This is a genomic window from Alteromonas sp. MMG017 (assembly GCF_018100795.1).
Lineage (GTDB): Bacteria > Pseudomonadota > Gammaproteobacteria > Enterobacterales > Alteromonadaceae > Alteromonas.
Genome location: NZ_JAGJDY010000002.1, coordinates 543,859 through 562,699, shown reverse-complemented (window position 1 = coordinate 562,699; position 18,841 = coordinate 543,859). Strand labels below are relative to the sequence as shown.

Sequence of the window (18,841 nt, the reverse complement as noted above, 5' to 3'; positions counted from 1 at the left end):
CCCAAAAAACACCCCCCCCCGGCGATTATAAAAAAAACACCGCAAAAAACGCGGGCCCCCAAAACCCCCCCCCCCGATAAACTGGTTAATATCCATATATTTTCCAGTCCTGCTTTTACAGCTTGCTAATGTCCACAGCGCTCCAATGAGGGAAGTGCTTACGTACTAGCGCATTAAACTCTAATTCAAACTCTGAGAAGTTTGGAGAAGCGTGTTGTGCATCTTTAGCAAGTTCATCAATGATCATACCAGCACCAACAGTACTGTTAGTCATGCGATCAATAACGATGAAAGAACCCGTAGGGCGGTTACGCTTGTATGGGTCGCACGCTACGGTTTGGGTAAATTTCACATCTACCACACCAATTTCATTTAAGTTAAGGTGCATCGCATCTTTTTCTTCAAGGGTGTTCACATCAATTTGGTTATCGATATGAGACACAACACCTGTCGTTGACTTGGTCGCAAACTTAAACAAGAACTGCTTGTTTGGCATAAGTGGCTCTTCGTCCATCCATACCAAATGCGTTTTAAATTGAGTAGAAAGTAGTGGCAAGTTGCCTGATTTTACAATCATGTCGCCACGTGAAATATCAATTTCATCTTCTAGTGTAAGGGTAACCGCTTGAGGTACATAAGCACGCTCTTGATCACCTTCAAAAGTCACAATCGATTTTACTTTCGACGTTTTTCCAGAAGGAAGGGCTGTGACTTCATCGCCTGGTTCAATTTGACCAGATACAACCGTACCGGCAAACCCACGAAAATCTAGGTTAGGACGATTAACGTATTGAACAGGGAAACGGAAATCATCATGATTATCGTCTTCACCAATTTTCGTGTTCTCTAGCATTTGCATAAGCGGAATGCCATCGAACCATGGTGTGTGTTCGCTCACGTTTACTACGTTGTCACCTTCAAGTGCAGAAAGTGGTACGAATTGAATATCTGGAATATCCAATTGCTCTGAAAACTTCAGATAGTCTTGCTTGATCTGGTTGTACACTTCTTCAGAGTAATCCATTAAGTCCATTTTGTTGATAGCAACAATAACGTGCTTAATACCTAACAAAGATACTAGGAATGAGTGACGTTTAGTCTGTACTTTTACACCGCCGCGAGCATCGACAAGAATGATAGCAAGGTCGCAAGTAGATGCGCCAGTTACCATGTTACGTGTGTACTGTTCATGCCCTGGAGTATCAGCAATAATAAACTTACGCTTGTCGGTAGAGAAGTAACGGTATGCTACGTCAATCGTAATACCTTGCTCACGCTCTGACTGAAGGCCATCAACCAATAAGGCTAAATCGACTTTCTCACCAGTAGTACCTGATTTTTTGCTGTCTTTAGTAATCGCAGCAAGTTGGTCTTCATAAATCATTTTAGAATCATGAAGTAAGCGACCGATTAGGGTACTTTTACCGTCATCTACACTTCCGCATGTAAGGAAACGTAGCATGTCTTTTTGTTCGTGCTGCTCAAGGTAAGACAGTATGTCTTGCTTTAATAAATTGTTTTCGTTGTTCATGTTATGCGCTCACAAGGAAAAAGGGGTTTAACACAGACTCTTTTTGGTTGTAAGTAAGAGCGTCGGCGTTGTCATTTAACGGATCGTTAGGGTCTAGCACAGTCACATTTGCACCTGCAGCTAGGGCTACAGCATGGGCTGCGCCTGTGTCCCATTCAGAAGTAGGGCCTAAACGAGGATAAAGGTGAGCTTCACCTTCAGCCACTAGGCATAACTTCAATGAACTTCCCATTGCCACTAATTCAGTTTCACCCTCTAATTGAGACAGTAGATTTTGAATTTCAGGGCTTTGGTGAGAACGGCTACCTACTATCTTCCATACTTCAGCGCCATCGTGCTTACGTGCAGATATAGTAGTAAATTCGCCGTCTACTTCAGTCCATGCGCCTTCACCCACAATGCCTACATAACTTTTGTTAAGTGCTGGTGCGTACACTACACCCATCGTAGGTTTGCCGTCTTCAATCAACGCAATATTTACTGTGAACTCACCATTCTTTTTGATGAATTCTTTCGTGCCATCTAGTGGATCGACAAGCCAGTAAGACTGCCATTGTTTGCGCTCATCCCATGAAATATCTGCCGATTCTTCCGATAAAATAGGAAGGTCAGATTCTTTTTCGAGGGCATCAACAATTACGTTATGCGCCGCTAAGTCAGCTTCGGTTAACGGGCTGGTATCTTGTTTTTCATAAATGGCGAAATCTTTATCGTAAATCGCCATTATTTTATCGCCTGCTTCTTTAGCAATGCGAAGAATGGTCTGTGCCAGTGTATTAGTCATTGTATTAGCCTGGGCCATTACACAAGTCCTTTTTCTTGCAGTAACGCATATAAGCGTTCAGCAGTTTGCTCTGCAGGTTCATCTTGATACGTTAAATGTATCTCAGGCTTTTCCGGTGCTTCATAAGCAGAGTCGATACCAGTGAAATCTTTAATCTCACCGCTACGCGCTTTCTTATAAAGCCCTTTTGGATCGCGCTTTTCGCACACTTCGATAGGTGTGTCGATAAACACTTCAACGAATTCGCCGTCTTCTAAAAGGCCACGACAGTAGTCGCGATCCGCTTTAAAAGGAGAGATGAACGCTGTTAAAACCAGCGTGCCAGAATCAACAAACAGTTTTGCAACTTCACTGATTCTGCGAATATTTTCTACACGGTCTTTATCGCTAAAGCCCAAGTCGCCACATAAGCCATGACGCACGTTATCACCGTCTAATAGGTAAGTGTGCTTGGCTTGCTCGTGAAGTTTCTTCTCAAGCAAGTTGGCCAGAGTAGACTTACCAGAACCACTTAGGCCGGTAAGCCAGAACACGCGAGGCGATTGATTCAGCTTTGCAGCGCGGGTGGTTTTATTCACCTCATGCTTGTGCCAAACAACGTTGTCGGTGGCCATTAGAAATACCCTTCCATTTTCTTCTTCTCCATAGAGCCAGAGCTATCGTGATCAATCACGCGGCCTTGACGCTCGGAAGTTTTGGTCAGTAGCATTTCTTGAATAACTTCTGGCAAGGTAGCCGCAGTCGATTCAACAGCACCTGTTAATGGGTAACAACCAAGGGTACGGAAACGTACTGAACGCATTTCAGGCGTTTCTCCTTCGTTCATTGGCATACGCTCGTCATCAACCATAATCAATACACCATCACGCTCAACCACAGGGCGAGGTTTCGACAAGTAAAGCTGAGGAATGTCGATGTTCTCTAGGTAGATGTACTGCCAGATATCAAGCTCAGTCCAGTTAGACATAGGGAATACACGAATGCTTTCACCTGGGTTAACTTGTGAGTTGTAAATGTTCCAAAGCTCAGGACGTTGGTTTTTAGGATCCCAACGGTGGTTGCTATCACGGAACGAATAAACACGCTCTTTTGCACGAGATTTTTCTTCGTCCCGACGTGCACCACCAAAGGCTGCATCAAACTTGTACTTGTTTAACGCTTGCTTAAGTGCGGCCGTTTTCATGATGTCAGTGTGCTTTGCTGAACCATGCGAGAATGGACCAACACCTTGCTCAACACCTTCTTCATTAATGTGTACTAGCAGATCGAAACCATGCTTCTTAGCTTGCTGGTCACGAAACTCAATCATTTCTTGGAATTTCCACGTAGTGTCTACGTGAAGCAAAGGAAATGGAATTTTACCTGGGGCAAAAGCTTTGCGCGCTAAATGTAACAACACCGAAGAGTCTTTTCCGACAGAGTAAAGCATGACCGGATTATCAAATTCCGCAGCAACTTCACGGAAAATTTGAATGCTCTCGGCTTCGAGTTGTTTCAGATGCGTAACAGACGGGATACTTGCAGTCATTTTCGAGTCCGATTTATGTTATATAAGATAAAGTTATATACGAGTTATTTTTATGCATAGAACAGTAACACATTTATTCACTAATGTAGTATGCGATTTAGCTATTTAAAATACCTCTCTTATGCCAAGAAATAAAACTGTCATACAATTTTTGCATAAGCGACGAAATTTAAGGCATTAGTCGCACCTACTGCATACTCAAACTATCGGAAAATAGTGCAGCAATTAAGAAATGAAACTTACAAAAAAGCCCCGTAAAACGGGGCTTTAAATAACTATCTATCGGTTACTTATGCGATTCAAGTTTCTTTTGAAAGACATCAAAGGTTTCAAGCACTCCTTCACGGGGCGTACCTGATTTGCTCAGTACTAGAATGGTCAGACTAGATAGAATGAACCCTGGAACAATTTCATACATCCAGCTACCTAACGATTCTCCGTTAATTGTCACCGGTAGGTAAATCCAAAGCAATACCGTTACTGCGCCCACAATCATGCCGCCAAGGGCTGCACGACGAGTCATTTCTCGTTTGAACAAGCTAAACAATACGAGTGGACCGAATGCCGCACCAAAACCAGCCCATGCATTACTCACTAAATCTAGAATACTGCTGTCTCTGTCGTAGGCTAAGAAGATAGCAACAAGGGCGACCGCCACTACGCTAACGCGGCCGGCAATGACCAATTCTTTATCAGACGCATCACGTCTTACAAAGGTTTGATAGAAATCGCTAGTTAACGAGCTTGATGTCACTAATAGCTGAGATGAAATAGTACTCATGATGGCCGCGAGAATAGCGGCTAGCAAGAAGCCACCAATTAGCGGGTGGAATAGAATTTGAGATAAGTAAATGAAGACAGTTTCAGGGTCGATGTTATTTCCATTGCCCGTAACATAAGCAAGACCAAACAAGCCTGTCATTAGCGCGCCAATGATAGAAACAATCATCCAGCTCATACCAATTCTGCGTGCGGTAGGAATATCTTCTACCGACCGGATTGCCATAAAGCGTACGATGATATGTGGCTGTCCGAAATAACCCACCCCCCAAGACATCAGGGATATGATACCAATTACCGAAATAGCCTCATTGGTAGACGCATCCATAAAGGCATTGAATAGGGCAGGGTTGATAGTATCGAGTGCAGCAATAGAAGCGCCTACACCACCTAATTCAGTAATGACCACGGCAGGCACAAGTATCAGCGATATAAACATAATACAGCCTTGCACAAAGTCAGTCATACTCACCGCCATAAAGCCACCTACCAGTGTGTAAGCAACCACTACGCCTGCAGTGACATATAAGCCAGTTTCGTAGGATAGACCAAATGAGGTCTCAAACAGCTTTCCACCAGCCACTACACCAGACGAAGTATAAAGGGTGAAGAAAATAACAATCACCACAGAAGCAATCACGCGAAGTAAGCGAGAATTGTCAGCAAAGCGATTTTCAAAATAATCGGGGAGGGTAATAGAGTTATTAGCCACCTCGGTATAAACCCTTAAACGAGGTGCCACTAAAATGTAATTGGCTAATGCACCAAGGACAAGACCAACGGCTATCCATGCGGCGGAAAGCCCTGAAACGTACATTGCACCAGGGAGACCCATGAGCATCCACCCACTCATATCTGATGCACCAGCTGAAAGCGCAGTGACAGCGGGACCGAGTTGACGGCCACCTAACATGTAGCCTTCTACGTTCGTGTCTGTCTGACGGTAAGCGAAAAGACCGATACCCAGCATGACAGCAAAATAGAGCCCCAATGAAATGATCGTACCCGTAGCCATATAAATTCCCTATGTTTTTTTCATGTCATGCTACCATCAATAGCAAAGACTCTCTACGTAAGTCATTAACCTTGAGTATATTGTGTACGTACAAGCCCCGATAAAGTTTTCTGACTATAACAGGCTAATCGGTTCACAAATCAAGCGAGTTTTAAATGTTTTCGTTTAAATAAGCGGGGAATGACATGGTTTCTATCTTACCTCTACCTGTACTTTTAGCACGGTAGAGTAAGTTATCGCATGCTTTTATAATTTTACTAATGTTTCGCTCTGCTTTTACCTGAATGACGCCTGCAGAAAAGCTGACACTGAAGGTTGCTTCAGTTGTTGACCAGTTTTGTTGGCTTTCTAACGACATTTTTATGTCTTCCAATAAGGCGTTTGCGTTTTTTTCTGTTGTATCGTGTAAATACAATAAGAATTCTTCCCCGCCGTAGCGGCAAAATTTATCTGTTTTTCTTATACGCTGGCGAACAACTTGCCCAAATATTGTTAGCACTTCATCACCTACTACATGGCCGTATCTGTCATTAATCTTTTTAAAGTGGTCTAGGTCGATAAGTACTAAACAAGATGAAAGCTTACTAGACATGGGTTTTGCTATTTCTTTAAACATGACACGTCGATATAGGGCGCCTGTTAGATCATCAATTTCGCTGGCCTGAGCGCGAGAGCGTTGTCGACGCCAAAACCAGAAAAGTAGAAACGTCGACATTACGGCAACCAATGCAAACGAGAGCGCTTGAAATCGCTCCGCTTTTAACTTTAAGGTTTGCTTGTCTTTTAACCGTGCCATTTCTTGCAACTTGGTAATGGTAATGTCTCGTTGCAACGGGGATTCGGTATTTAATTCATCTAAGTGGGCATACGATCCATTTGGTTGGCTTCTAATCAAATCGTATTTATGTTGGTGGAGAAGCGCATTCTTAAAATCACCTCTTAATTTATATAGCTTGCTAAGATGAGCATGCTTACCCAACAAAATTGATGTGCTGTAAGAAGAGTGCTTTGCTTGCGAGTTAAAATCTGAAGTTAACGTGTTCATCGCCTTTTTAAATTCAGCGTCACTGCCTTCAAGTGCCAAATAAGTTGTCTTAAGTGCGGATAGTACGGGTAATAGGTTTATATTAGTTGGAAAAGTAATGCCTTCAAAGTGAGATAGATTTTTGGTCAGCGCTATTATTTCCTCACGATCGTTCGGCTCATCTCGGTGTAAAAAAACACTTACCTTCAACCATAGACTAAATAGAGTTTGTGGAGCACTTTGATTTGTTATAGAAACTTGCTCTGCTTCATCCACCATTGTGAGAGCATCATCAAATCGCTGTAAGTGGCTTAGACTATTGATTACTCCAATGTAGACATATGACGTAGCAATGTCGTGTTCCTTGCTATCTTCTATGACAAACTCCTGATGAATGACAGCGCGACTGTAGTCATTAAGGTTGGTATAGGCATCGGCGAGCCATGAGTGCGCCATTCTTTTATTAAGTGCCGTCTCTAGACCGTTCTCTATGTCAATATGTTTTAAAAAAGGTAGTGCATATTCGATTTCCACAACCGCTTTCATTTGGTTTATTTCGGAGTATTCCATAGCAAGCCAAATACTCGCTATAGCAACCGCGTGATGATCCGACGTTTTTAAGGCTTCTTGTTTAAGCGAATAGAGTAGGGGAATACTATACTGTAGACGTTCACTCGTATCTGAATGAGCATTTGCAGTTTTATACATAATAAAAACGGCTTTTAATGCAACATACCGGCTTACATTAATGTTCTTAAGATACGCCCAATCAGCTGGCGATGCTTCCTCAGCTAAATCTAGGGGAATTTTCGAATCTGATGTAGATAAAGAACCATCTAAGTGATAAAGAACAGTTTTGATTACCTTGCCAATCTCTGACGAATCCTGCTGAATGTCGCTAGCTACGATTAATTTGGTAATCTCTTCATTACTCATCCCAGAAGGGCTATTCCACATGTACATGACGGTGTTAACGATGTTGCCTAATTGGCGAAATCTTTCTTCTTCGCTTTGATAATTATTAGCCACCGAATTAACTGAAATAAGAGAGAGCAGCACTGCGAAAAGATAGAGGCGAGACTTCTGAAAAAAGAAGTAGAAAAGAGGTGAAATCGCACAGCTAAAGCGTTTATTCATAAGGGAATACGCGTTTTCTTATTACTGCAAGAGTGAAATCAAGACAGCGAAAACGAAACCAGATGTTATTTTTATTAGACGATAGTATAAAGTAAACGGCTCGGTGTTTACATATCTCTACCTGATGCAACGCTATTTTATCTTATACATAAGTATAAAAAATCGGCCGCGAGGGCCGATTTGAAATGGGTATACAGAATTCCGTTAAGCCATTGAACTAATAGTCATGGAGCTAAAGCCAATAAAGCCAAAGCTATTACAGAAAAACTAAGCAGAAAAGTGAATTCTGTTAGTAACGGCTTTTTTCATTTCAGTTAAGTCAGCACCTTTATTACCCACCACCATAATATTAGCGTGATGCATTTTTATGCTTTCGCCATGGTATTGCTTATCTTCGAACTCAGCCGGTACTCTTACATCACTGCGCTCGGGCACGATAAACACTGACATCTTGCCTTGCGGGGTATCAACAATAAGATGCAAGCTTCTTACTGTACTTAAGTGACAGTAGTTAACCACTTCAACATCACCAATCATGTCTGTGAAGGAGCCGCCAAAGCTGGCTAGTTTTGCATTAACTTGTTCTAAATCTACAGGCAGCAACGTATGCGCTCGCTCAGTCTCTGCGTATTGCATATGCGCAAGTGCTTGCCCACCAATACTGACAGGTTGGTGATACCACATGGTAAAACCTATTCCCACGGTAAAGGCAATACTTGCGGCCATAGCCACATACCAGCGACTTCGCTTCTGGTAGCTTGCAAATTCATTCGCAGATTGCTGCCAAATAAGCTTGTGCTTTAAATCTTCAGGCACATCTACTTTTACAGCTTGTTTTAACTGCTTATCGAATTGCTTTTGTTCGTTCCAGAACTTGCGTTTGCTTTCATCAGCTTTCGCTGCGGCGATAACATCACTGTCAGTGGTTTCTGGATCGGCGTAAATTCGACGCCTAAATTCTAATTCATCCATTTGCCTGACCTCTCTGTTCATTTTGCCTTTCTAACGCCTCTCTCAATTGGTTTCTAGCTCGGAATAATCGTGTCATTACGGTATTTTTATTCAAATTCAGTTGCTGTGATATTTCATCACCGCTAAACCCAAATATAAGTTGTAAAACAAGGGGCTCTCGGTATTCGTCGCTTAGCCCACCTAACAGACGATGCAGTTCTCTGTCTTGTACATCGCCTTCTGCATCTTGGGTTTCATCATGCACCGACACATCATCAATATCGACAGTATCGAATTGCTTACGTTCGAAACGACGAGCATTTTCACGGCGCAATATGGTAATTAACCATGACTTGGCCGCCTTCTCATCGTTGAGTGAGTCGAGTGAGCGCCATGCTCTTAAAAAGGTTTCTTGCACAATATCTTCCGCAACCGAGCGGTCTTTAACCAGCCAGTATGCATAGCGAAATATATCTGCATGAAACGCATTGACGAGCGCTTCGTATCGTTTGTGTTTTGCTTTCATGTTGGATAAGACCCGACTGCTTCCAGATCTATTTCGTGCAAACATAAAAAATCCGACATTTTTTTAATTTTATTAATTATGACACAAAAAAGCAGCCGGAAGGTTTATCCTTAAGGCTGCTTTAAGTTTCATAACTGGTGATTATTAAATCGCGTAGATAACGGCTTCAATAATGACTTCAATAACGACCGTGTTCAATAACAGAACCCGTTTAATTCTAAAGTGAACTACTAGCTAGCTTTCTTACTGGCTATCCAGGTATTAATATTTTCTTCTAAGATTGAAAGTGGAACAGGACCGTGCTTAAGCACTTCATCATGGAAACCGGCCCAGTCAAAGTTATCACCTAACTCAGTCATGGCCTTTTCTCTCAGTTCCATGATTTTAAGCTTACCTATCATATAGGCTGTTGCTTGACCTGGCATAGCGATATAACGCTCAATGGCTTTTTGCGCATCGTATTTAGGGTTAGGGGTATTTTCAACTAAATAGGTTACAGCTTCTTCACGGCTCCACTTCTTAGCATGAATACCGGTATCAACAACCAATCGGCATGCACGCCATAGTTCCATCGCGAGTCGACCAAAATCAGAGTAAGGGTCTTGATAGAAGCCCATATCTTTAGCAAGCTCTTCGGTATACAGTCCCCAACCCTCGGTGTAAGCCGTAAAGCTTAGGAATTTTTGGAACTGAGGTACGCCTTCGAGTTCTTGTGCTATTGCGCGCTGCATATGGTGGCCTGGAATACCTTCATGGTAAGCCAAAGCCTCTAGTTGATAGGTTGGCATTGCGCTCATGTCGTAAAGGTTTGCGTAGTAGGTACCTGGGCGGCTGCCATCTTGCGCAGGGCTTTGGTAAAAAGCTTTTCCTGCTGATTGCTCACGAAACGCCTCAACACGTTTAACCACCATAGGGGCTTTAGGAAGAATACCGAAGTAATCTGGCAGTGCTTCGCGCATATCATCAATAGCTTTCGTGGCGTCATCTAAGTATTGCTGACGTCCGGCTTCGGTTGCTGGAAGATAAAATTGCTCATCTTCACGCATGAAAACGAAGAATTCTTGCAACGTACCCTCAAACTCCACCTTTTTCATAATGTCGCGCATAGCAGCATGGATACGCTCAACATTATCAAGGCCTATCTGATGCACTTCATCAGCGGTTAAATCGGTGGTAGTAAACCAGTTTAAGCGGTTTTGATACCACTTGTCGCCATCAGGCAAGCGCCATACACCGTCACCTTCAGGGGTAATGGTTTTCTGATGTTCTAATTCTTGTATAAAGTCTTTGTAAGCCGGCATTACTGACGTGACTAGCGCGGCTTTTGCTTCACCAAGTAGGGTGGTTTTCTCTACATCATCAAGCTCAAGGCTATCTACCTTGGCGTTGAAGTCTTCCCAAATGGTTGAAGGTGTATCACTGGTATCAAAGGGCGCGCCAGTAACTACATTTTGTGATGCAGCAATCATTTGCTCATAAGCCCAAGCTGGGGGAAATACGCCTGCTTGCTCACGTAGCTTCATCTGCTCGATAACTTGTTTGAAATACTCGCTCACATTGTCTAAACGGCTAATGTAGGCTTGGGCGTCTTCTTTGCTTTTTACACCATGAATATTAATTAAGAAACTAGGCACTTGGGTATGGGCGGCACGAAATTGGTGTACTACATAGCTGTGATGACGAAATTCATCGTTAGCTAGATCTCTTTCAATACCCAATTTATACAAACGAAGGCTTAATTTTTCTTGCTCGCTCAGCTTAGTCGTATCGAAACTTTCAATAGTTTCAAGGCGATTTTTTGCTTTGGCAATGTCTTTTTCTTTTTGCTCTTCTGAAACATCATTCCACTTATCATAGTCCCACTTAATGCCTAGGTAGCTTTGAAACATAGGCGAGCTTTTAAGATCTTCTTCGAAAGTGCGTTCAAAAAAAGCATTAACTCGTGCTGAATCAGTTTGGCTTTCAGTTTCTACTGCTGGCGGCGGTTGTTGAGTGGTTTGGCTTGTTTCAGGTGCGGGTGAACAAGCCATTAGCCCAAGCATTGCAATAGCAATGGGGGATAACGTGAGTAGTGGTGCTTTCATGAATTCTCCTGGTTAGGTGGTCGCGGTAGTATTGCTACCGTCTAATTTTTAGCTTTATCTTTAAATTCGTACCCCTGGCACGAGTTAATGCTTCTTTTTCAAGTTACTCGTGCCAAGCAGTCCAAGTAAAGCGCCTTTCCTTTGCGCAGTATCTAGGTAGAGGGGTACAAATTAGTTAATGTATTTTTACCAGACTTCTTGTTTTTTAACCAAGTATCTCTGGCGTTTTTAATCGCGCTTTGCATTGATTCAGATTTCCAATCACTTTTCGACTGGCTAAACCGTGTTTGCTGCAATGCATTCAAATGAAGCTGGATCTCGCTAGTTGCGTCGTGGTCAGATGGATTTATAAACCCTTTGTGGTGGGGATATAAACACTTCAACCAGGTTTGTAATGCTGGAGCAATTGCCGCTGTATTACTCGCTTTTACTGACGCCATTAATGATTTAAAGGCCGCCGTTTCATCACCCGAATTCGCTACTAAAACAGTATTGGCGGAAGTCGCCGTATAATTTGGTTTTCGCTTTCTTTGGATTAAATAAGTCACTACCCAAGCGATTACCGTGAGGGCCCAAAGCCCTGCAAATAGCCAAGTTAAGTATTGGGGAGCTTGTGCTTCACTGCTATTAGTTGATCCACTTTTTGGTTCACTATTTAGCTCGCTACCATTTTCAGTTTGGCCGACTTGATTAGCCGGCACTGAAGTCGCGCTATTAGCCCCTTGATTGTCGAAAACTGGCTGAGTGGGCGACGAGGCAGCTGTAGCTGGTTGAACAGTGACCGTGCGGGCTGGGATAGTCGCATACTCTGTCTGCTCGGTTAAGGTATTAAACCAAGGGATAGTCACTTCCGGTAATACAAAGCTGCCTGCTTGGGTTGGAATTACCGCAAGCGAGCTTTTACGCTGTGCTATCAAGGTACTGTCTTTTTCTACCGTGGTGGTAGAGGATTGATCTGGATACAGCTTAAAGTGGGGGGGATAGAACTCTGGTATTTCTGGTAACTGTTCTTCCACTACACCGAGTGCGGTTAGCGTTACCACGCGAGTGATCGGCTCTCCAACTACAAAGGCGTCACCTTGAGGCCATTCTTCATCAACCCGCGCCATTTCAGAGGGTAACCATGGGTAGTCAATACCAGCAGGGATGGGTTTAATATTTACCGTAATATCGGGCCCAACACGATTAACTTGCTGAGTTCTATTAAATAACCCGAAACGCTGGTTGGTATTTGCAGCAGCAACTTCGGCAGTAAAAACCGGGCCTTTAATGGTAAATTCGCCAGACGCTTGAGGCACAATGGCAAATTGGCGTTCAATAATTTGGTAACGTCTGCCATTTACAATATCGGTATATTGCTTATCGTCGCCTAACTGCTTTATTTCTGCATTTTGCATGGTGGGCGATTGCAAGCTGCCGCGCTCGATATTCGTCGCAAGATGCAGCTTTATGGTGTAAAAAAGTTGTTGGTTTAAGTAAGCTTCTTTTAAATCAATTTCAGTAGTCACGAAGTAATCGCGGGCGACGTTCTCAGATTGTTGAACGGGAATAACATTCACCGACATTGGCGCAGATTGCTTACCTTCTATGCTAATAGCAGGAATGGTGAAAGTACCTTCTTTACGCGGAAACAAGGTGGTAGTCCAGGTGGTGGTTTTCTTGGTATCGAAGTTCACAATAGATGTTTGACTGCTCACCGACGTTCTACCAACAACGAAGTCTTTTAGTAATATTGAGCTATCAAAAGACTCACGATCTGCGCCGCCATTTGCCACAACGGTTAACCGAATAGCCTCATCAAGCATGACCGGATTTTTATCTATGGTGGCTTCAACTGAAGTCACATCTGCCAGCACAACCATGCTGCGTAAAAGTAAGAAAAGGGTTGTAGTGAATAAAATTGCTTTCATCTACCAATCACTCCGATTTGAAGGCATGCGTTGTCTTTGGCGCTTTTGCGCTTCTAATTGCATTTTTCGTTTTAGTAAGAACGCGGGGTCATCTGGTACTCTGCGCATTAAATTTTCAAGACGTTGCTGTTGTTCTTTTTCAGCATCTGTCATCTCGCCAGCTTGCGGCATGGCGGCATCACTTTCTTGCTGGGCTTCATCAGTACCTTCTTCATTCCCAGTATTTTGCGGGGCACCTGCGTCTTCTTTATCGTTTTCTTCACCGTTGGCACCATCTTGCGCCTCCGACGCATTTTGGTTCTGGCTATCATCTTGTTCACCCCCTTCATTTTGTGAAGACTGGGGATCACTTTGACTGTCATTTTCATCGTTAGCATTCTGGTTATCAGATGCGTTCTGCTCACCATTTTCTTCCGATGCGTTTTCACTGTTTGAACCATCATTATTTTGGCTATCTTGGCTACTATCGTCGCTACCTTCTTGATTTTCAGCTTCGCCAGAATCTTGTTGGTTTTCACCCTCATTCGATTGCTGATTTTCTTGATTTTGCTGTTCCTGCTCTTCTTGCTGCTGTTTCAACTGTTCCAATAAGGCTTTATTTGCCGCAGCATCTTGATAGTTAGGGTCTTGCTTTAGTACTTCATCATATTTGGCGATGGCTTCATCTAGCTTGCCTAAACGAGCCAGTGTATTGCCTTGGTTATACAAACCTTCAATACCGCCTTGTTGTTGATAAGCGGCCAGTGCTTGTTCGTAGTCGCCGGCCTTGTAATGCGCCGCACCTTGCCAAGCAGGGTCTTCAAATGTAGTCGCGGCTTGATCAAAGGCGTTATCTGAGTAGTTTGCCAAGCCTTCTTGATTGGCATTTAAAAATGGTTTTTTCCACCATGACACAGAGGAGGACGTCGAACTCTCTGACGGCGGCTCTTGGGTAACAGATTGTGCCATCACTGATTCACTGCTCATCGGCATATAGATAGCTGCTATAACAGCAAACACTAATCCGCGCCTAAATCCAAGCGCCATTAGCGGAAGCAGAGCCAATAAAAGGTAGGGACCAAACTCGCGCCATTGGTCGCCTTCTGCATTACTCGCATCTTCCTCTGATTCACCGTCTCTATCGAGTAACGACAAGGAAGCGAGTGAAGTAATATCGTCATCATTGGTGGTAATTTCACTAAATTTACCGCCGCTAGCACGGACAACTGCATTTACTGCACTGCTATTAAGTTTAGGTATCACAATAGCGCCACTTCTATCTTTTAGTAATTCACCAGTTATTTGCCTGATAGGAGCACCGTCGTCTGTTCCTACAGCAAGAGCGTTCAACGTAAAAGGCATGCCAGCAACGTATTCTTGTAGTTCTTGTTGTTGGCGTAAATCGACACCATCGGTTATCCAGTAAATCATACCTTTACTGTAACCCGCGTTCGTTAACAACTCAGCAGCGGTTTCAACGCCTAATAAGGGGTCGCTGCCAGGGACAGGCATAATTTCGGGTGACAAACTGGGTAAGAGTGTCGTTATGTTAGCGGCATCTTGGGTAAGCGGGCTCACTACAAATGCATCACCCGCATAAGCCACCAAACCCATTTCGCCTTCACCTATTTGGTTTACAAGATCAATGGCTTTGTATTTGGCTCGAGTAAGTCGGTCTGGGGTAATGTCAGTAGCGCGCATCGACAACGACATGTCCATCACTATGACATGGCCCATTTTCAGTTGATAAACCGGTTGGGGAAGGCGCTCCCATGTGGGCCCAGCTAGGGCAACAATACCAAGCAGCCAACCTAACGCAAGTAGCCAGAAAGGGGGCTTTTGTCCCTTCGTAAATTTTCCTACCACCATGTGTTGATACAGATGTGAGGGAATAACTGACTGCCAGCCCGATTTTTTTGAGGTATTACGCTTAAGTGCCACATATAAAACAAGCACAGGAATTAGAGCAAGAAACCATTCTGGGCGCAAAAAATGAAAATTGGTAATAAAATCTTCCATTACACACTTTCCTTTTTGTCGCTCAATGGAACGTGAGACCGTGACAGTGATTTAAACAATGTACTTCCAATCACTATCAATGCCCATAAGGCAGATAAAGCAAAGGCTACCGCCAATGGAAAGTAGAAGAGGGCTGTTAGCGGCCGCATTTTTCTCGCTTCACCTTGTATAGGCTCTAGTGCGTCTAACTTTGCGTAAATGGCTTCTAGCTCTTTTACATCTCTAGCGCGGAAGTATTGTCCACCGGTAGAAGTAGCAAGGTCACTTAGCATGTCTTCGTCTAGCTCTTGAGAAGGATTCACCTGTCGACTACCAAAGAAACTCTGAATAAGCATTTTATCTGCGCCTACGCCAATAGTGTAAACCTTCACTTTTTTATTTACTGCCAACTCTTTTGCTTGCTCAGGGGTAATGAAACCTGCAGTATTTTGTCCATCGGTAAGCAAAATGAGCACGTTGTTTGATTCATCTTTTGCATCAAACCGTTTAACCGCTAAGCCAATGGCATCACCAATTGCAGTTTGTTCTCCCACCAAACCAATCACAGATTCGCTTAGTAAAGTAGAAACCGTATCTCTGTCATAGGTGAGTGGTGCTTGAAGATAAGCGGTATCGGCAAACAATATTAAGCCTAAACGGTCACCCACGCGGCGCTGGATAAAATCGTACAGCACAGACTTTGTCATGGTCAGTCGATTCACTTGTCTGCCATTTAATTCCATGTCGTCAATTTTCATACTGCCGGATAAATCTACCGCCAACATCATCTCTCGGCCTTCATTTGGAATGCTGATTGGCTCACCTAGCCACTGAGGCCGGGCTGCTGCAATAACCACGCAGAGCCAAATTAGCGAAGCAATTAGGACCGGGATTTTGCTGCTTTTAAGCGGTGAGGGAGTGTCTTGAATACCCGGTCTTAACGCAGGCACCTGTAAGGCAGCCATCACATGTTGTGGCTTCGCTGGCATTAAGTATCGAACAAGTAGAGGGAGGGGGAGTAGGAACAAAGCCCACCACCATGCGAAATCAAGCATGGGTTGCCTCCTGACTTTTTTGCTGTTCAAGCGGTGAAGGTTTTTGTGAAGCCTGCTTTCCCTTACTACTCGAAGGGGAGGCCACTTTAAAGTGCTTCACCCACGCTTTTGCTGCTTTACTGCATTCGTCAAAATGTTTGTTATCGCATTTGGGCGCGTACTGCTGCGAATGCAGTGTTGATAATGAATCGCTCATAGTATTTTTGTGTCTGTCTGGCAGCGTTTTCAATAGAAACTCATGCCAACTGTTTCCGTAAAGCCCTGCTACTTCTTGTGGTTTGAAATAGGTCACGGCGGTACGTTTTAGTACGTTGTTGATTTGCATAGGCCAGTTTTCATCTGCCGATGAGATACTTCCGAGCAGTTTTAGTGCATCGCGACGGGGCTTATTGAATTTATGCTTTTTGACAAGATAGGCAATGAGGCTTATTGCACCAGCTAAGAATAACGCAATTAAGCACCACCAGCCCCAGTCCAGAGGCCAAACGTCTACATTGTTTGGAACATGTATATCTTTAAGCTGTGCAAGAGGGTCGGTTTGCGGCATACCTTGGGCTGTTTGCATCAAAAGCGCTCCTGTTGCATGCCTTGAATTTGGGTATCAAGAGGCAGTCCCGCAGAAATGTGGTAGCGAGAAATATTTGCTTGTTTAAGTGATTGTTCCATTGCACTGTTTTGTTGTTCACGCCAACGTTGATAGGTGTCTTCTTCTTTTCTATCGCCTAATAACCATCGTTGTTGATTAATGCCATCAGAAACACTTACCCGTTGAATGGAGCGTGTTTGGGGCAAGGTGTGTTCAATAGGATCGTCAACAATAATTGCTCTCACTTCACAATGGCGTGAAAGCTGACTTAAGTGTTGCTGTGCTGCACTACCTAAATGCTGAAAATCAGAAAGTAGATACACGAGGCTACCTGGGCGAGCTAAACGACGAAGTCGAGCACATGCGTCTGCAAAAGCTTGAGTATCGGCCTCAGTGCTCGCCAGTTGCTCATGGCTGGTGGCATGCAAATCCATCAACTCGTGACAAATGTGCAAAACAGCCCGCTTACGAGCAAGGGGTTTCACTTCTTTGTGCTGTTTTTGGTTAAACAGCAACGCGCCTACTTTATCGCCATGCGCTGCCGCAGACCAACTTATCAGTGAACAGATGTGAGCAACCTGCATAGATTTAGTCAGTAACCGTGTTCCGAACATCATTGATGGCGAAAAGTCGCAAAACAAAAATACTGGGCGTTCTCGCTCTTCACGATATATTTTAGTGTGGGTTTTACCGGTACGGGCGGTAACGCGCCAATCGATTGCTCGAATGTCGTCGCCTGGTTGGTAGTGCCTAGCTTCGTCAAACTCCATGCCTCGACCTTTATGCTTGGTCAAATAGCTACCGGCAAGACGGGCTTGAGGAGAACGCTTAGGCGCAAGGCTAAATAGCTTCGCCAACTGCTGATAACGCAATAGTTCAGCAGTAGACAAATTAACACCGTTGGTTTGCAGTAACGCTAACTGCGAATGAACATCACTCATCGTTTATGGAACAGCAACAGTAGCAACAATCTGGTTCAGTACATCGTTCATGGTAATGCCTTGCGCTTCTGCGTGATAAGACAAAATAATACGATGACGAAGTACGTTATGTACAACCGCTTGAATATCATCAGGGCCAACAAAATCTCGTCCACTTAACCAAGCGTGTGCACGTGCGCAACGGTCTAAGCTGATGGTAGCGCGAGGGCTAGTACCCATGGCGATCCACTCAGCAAGGTTGGCGTCAAACTTAGCGGGTTGTCTGGTGGCCATAACCAATTGCACCAAATATTGCTCAAGCTCAGGCGCCATATGAAGCGCGAGCGCTTCTTTACGTGAAGAGAATATATCTTGCTGAGTTAATTTAGGCGGTGTTACTGGCGGTACTGATAGTGCTTCACCACGGGTTAATCGCAAAATTTCTAACTCTGTTTCTGCGTCTGGGTAATCAATATCAACGTGCATTAAGAAGCGATCGAGCTGTGCTTCTGGTAATGGGTACGTGCCTTCTTGTTCAAGCGGGTTCTGTGTAGCCATAACTAAGAACAATGGTGGAAGCGGGTAGGTCTTACTACCAACCGTTATTTGGCGCTCAGCCATGGCTTCTAACAGCGCTGATTGAACTTTAGCAGGTGCACGGTTAATTTCATCGGCCAGAACTAAGTTATGAAATAGTGGGCCTTTTTGAAAAACAAATTCACCCGTTTCAGGGCGGTAGATATCCGTGCCGGTTAAATCAGCAGGTAATAAATCTGGGGTAAATTGAACGCGATGAAAGTCGCCGTCGATACCATTGGCAAGCGCGTTGATTGCTCGTGTTTTAGCTAAACCTGGAGGTCCTTCTACTAATAGGTGACCATCGGCTAAAAGCGCAATAAGAAGGCTTTTCGTAAGTGCACTTTGACCAATAATTTGCTGATCTAAATACTTCTGCAGTTGCTGAAATTGTTCCGCTGCCATAATGCAATTATTCCGTTGAAATTCTAGTTATCAGGAAAAGTAAACCAATTAA

At 43.8% G+C, this 18,841-nt stretch carries 15 protein-coding genes; all 15 read right to left on the bottom strand.

All coding sequences use genetic code 11. The annotated features are described in order from the left end of the window. Positions 1 to 115: 115 nt before the first annotated feature. Positions 116 to 1,531, bottom strand: a complete 1,416-nt coding sequence (cysN, locus tag J8L84_RS04760; RefSeq protein WP_211069671.1) for a sulfate adenylyltransferase subunit CysN — start codon at positions 1,529 to 1,531, stop codon at positions 116 to 118. Between the two features lies 1 nt (position 1,532). Continuing rightward, the gene (gene cysQ / locus J8L84_RS04755) at positions 1,533 to 2,315 is read right to left on the bottom strand and encodes a 3'(2'),5'-bisphosphate nucleotidase CysQ (RefSeq protein ID WP_211069670.1); all 783 of its coding nucleotides are present in this window, start codon (positions 2,313 to 2,315) and stop codon (positions 1,533 to 1,535) included. Between the two features lie 17 nt (positions 2,316 to 2,332). Then, entirely contained in the window at positions 2,333 to 2,929 is a 597-nt protein-coding gene (gene cysC / locus J8L84_RS04750) for an adenylyl-sulfate kinase (protein WP_057793062.1), read from the bottom strand. Further along, positions 2,929 to 3,843, bottom strand: a complete 915-nt coding sequence (cysD, locus tag J8L84_RS04745) for a sulfate adenylyltransferase subunit CysD (protein WP_013784935.1) — start codon at positions 3,841 to 3,843, stop codon at positions 2,929 to 2,931. Before cysD ends, cysC begins: the two co-directional genes overlap by 1 nt. Positions 3,844 to 4,129: 286 nt before the next feature. Further along, positions 4,130 to 5,638, bottom strand: coding sequence for a sodium/proline symporter PutP (putP, locus tag J8L84_RS04740; RefSeq protein WP_211069669.1), 1,509 nt, complete (start codon positions 5,636 to 5,638; stop codon positions 4,130 to 4,132). A gap of 151 nt (positions 5,639 to 5,789) precedes the next feature. Next, complete coding sequence (locus tag J8L84_RS04735; protein ID WP_211069668.1) at positions 5,790 to 7,799, bottom strand: GGDEF domain-containing protein; 2,010 nt, start codon at positions 7,797 to 7,799, stop codon at positions 5,790 to 5,792. A 267-nt stretch (positions 7,800 to 8,066) separates the two neighbouring features. After that, complete coding sequence (locus J8L84_RS04730) at positions 8,067 to 8,771, bottom strand: DUF3379 family protein (protein WP_211069667.1); 705 nt, start codon at positions 8,769 to 8,771, stop codon at positions 8,067 to 8,069. Further along, positions 8,764 to 9,321 carry a sigma-70 family RNA polymerase sigma factor gene (locus J8L84_RS04725; RefSeq protein WP_129737289.1) on the bottom strand — a complete coding sequence of 186 codons (558 nt, stop codon included), beginning with the start codon at positions 9,319 to 9,321 and terminating at the stop codon, positions 8,764 to 8,766. Before J8L84_RS04725 ends, J8L84_RS04730 begins: the two co-directional genes overlap by 8 nt. Positions 9,322 to 9,506: 185 nt before the next feature. Beyond that, complete coding sequence (locus tag J8L84_RS04720) at positions 9,507 to 11,360, bottom strand: DUF885 domain-containing protein (RefSeq protein ID WP_211069666.1); 1,854 nt, start codon at positions 11,358 to 11,360, stop codon at positions 9,507 to 9,509. Positions 11,361 to 11,512: 152 nt separating this feature from the next. Continuing rightward, positions 11,513 to 13,270: a BatD family protein gene (locus tag J8L84_RS04715; RefSeq protein WP_211069665.1), complete on the bottom strand. Its 1,758-nt coding sequence runs from the start codon at positions 13,268 to 13,270 to the stop codon at positions 11,513 to 11,515. Beyond that, positions 13,271 to 15,268: a VWA domain-containing protein gene (locus J8L84_RS04710; protein WP_211069664.1), complete on the bottom strand. Its 1,998-nt coding sequence runs from the start codon at positions 15,266 to 15,268 to the stop codon at positions 13,271 to 13,273. After that, positions 15,268 to 16,302, bottom strand: a complete 1,035-nt coding sequence (locus J8L84_RS04705; RefSeq protein ID WP_211069663.1) for a VWA domain-containing protein — start codon at positions 16,300 to 16,302, stop codon at positions 15,268 to 15,270. The genes J8L84_RS04710 and J8L84_RS04705 overlap by 1 nt, the downstream gene beginning before the upstream one ends. Beyond that, positions 16,295 to 16,867: a DUF4381 domain-containing protein gene (locus tag J8L84_RS04700; RefSeq protein WP_211069662.1), complete on the bottom strand. Its 573-nt coding sequence runs from the start codon at positions 16,865 to 16,867 to the stop codon at positions 16,295 to 16,297. The genes J8L84_RS04705 and J8L84_RS04700 overlap by 8 nt, the downstream gene beginning before the upstream one ends. Continuing rightward, the gene (locus J8L84_RS04695) at positions 16,867 to 17,829 is read right to left on the bottom strand and encodes a DUF58 domain-containing protein (protein ID WP_211069661.1); all 963 of its coding nucleotides are present in this window, start codon (positions 17,827 to 17,829) and stop codon (positions 16,867 to 16,869) included. The genes J8L84_RS04700 and J8L84_RS04695 overlap by 1 nt, the downstream gene beginning before the upstream one ends. Positions 17,830 to 17,832: 3 nt before the next feature. Then, positions 17,833 to 18,789: a MoxR family ATPase gene (locus J8L84_RS04690; RefSeq protein WP_057793039.1), complete on the bottom strand. Its 957-nt coding sequence runs from the start codon at positions 18,787 to 18,789 to the stop codon at positions 17,833 to 17,835. Between the last annotated feature and the right edge of the window lie 52 nt (positions 18,790 to 18,841).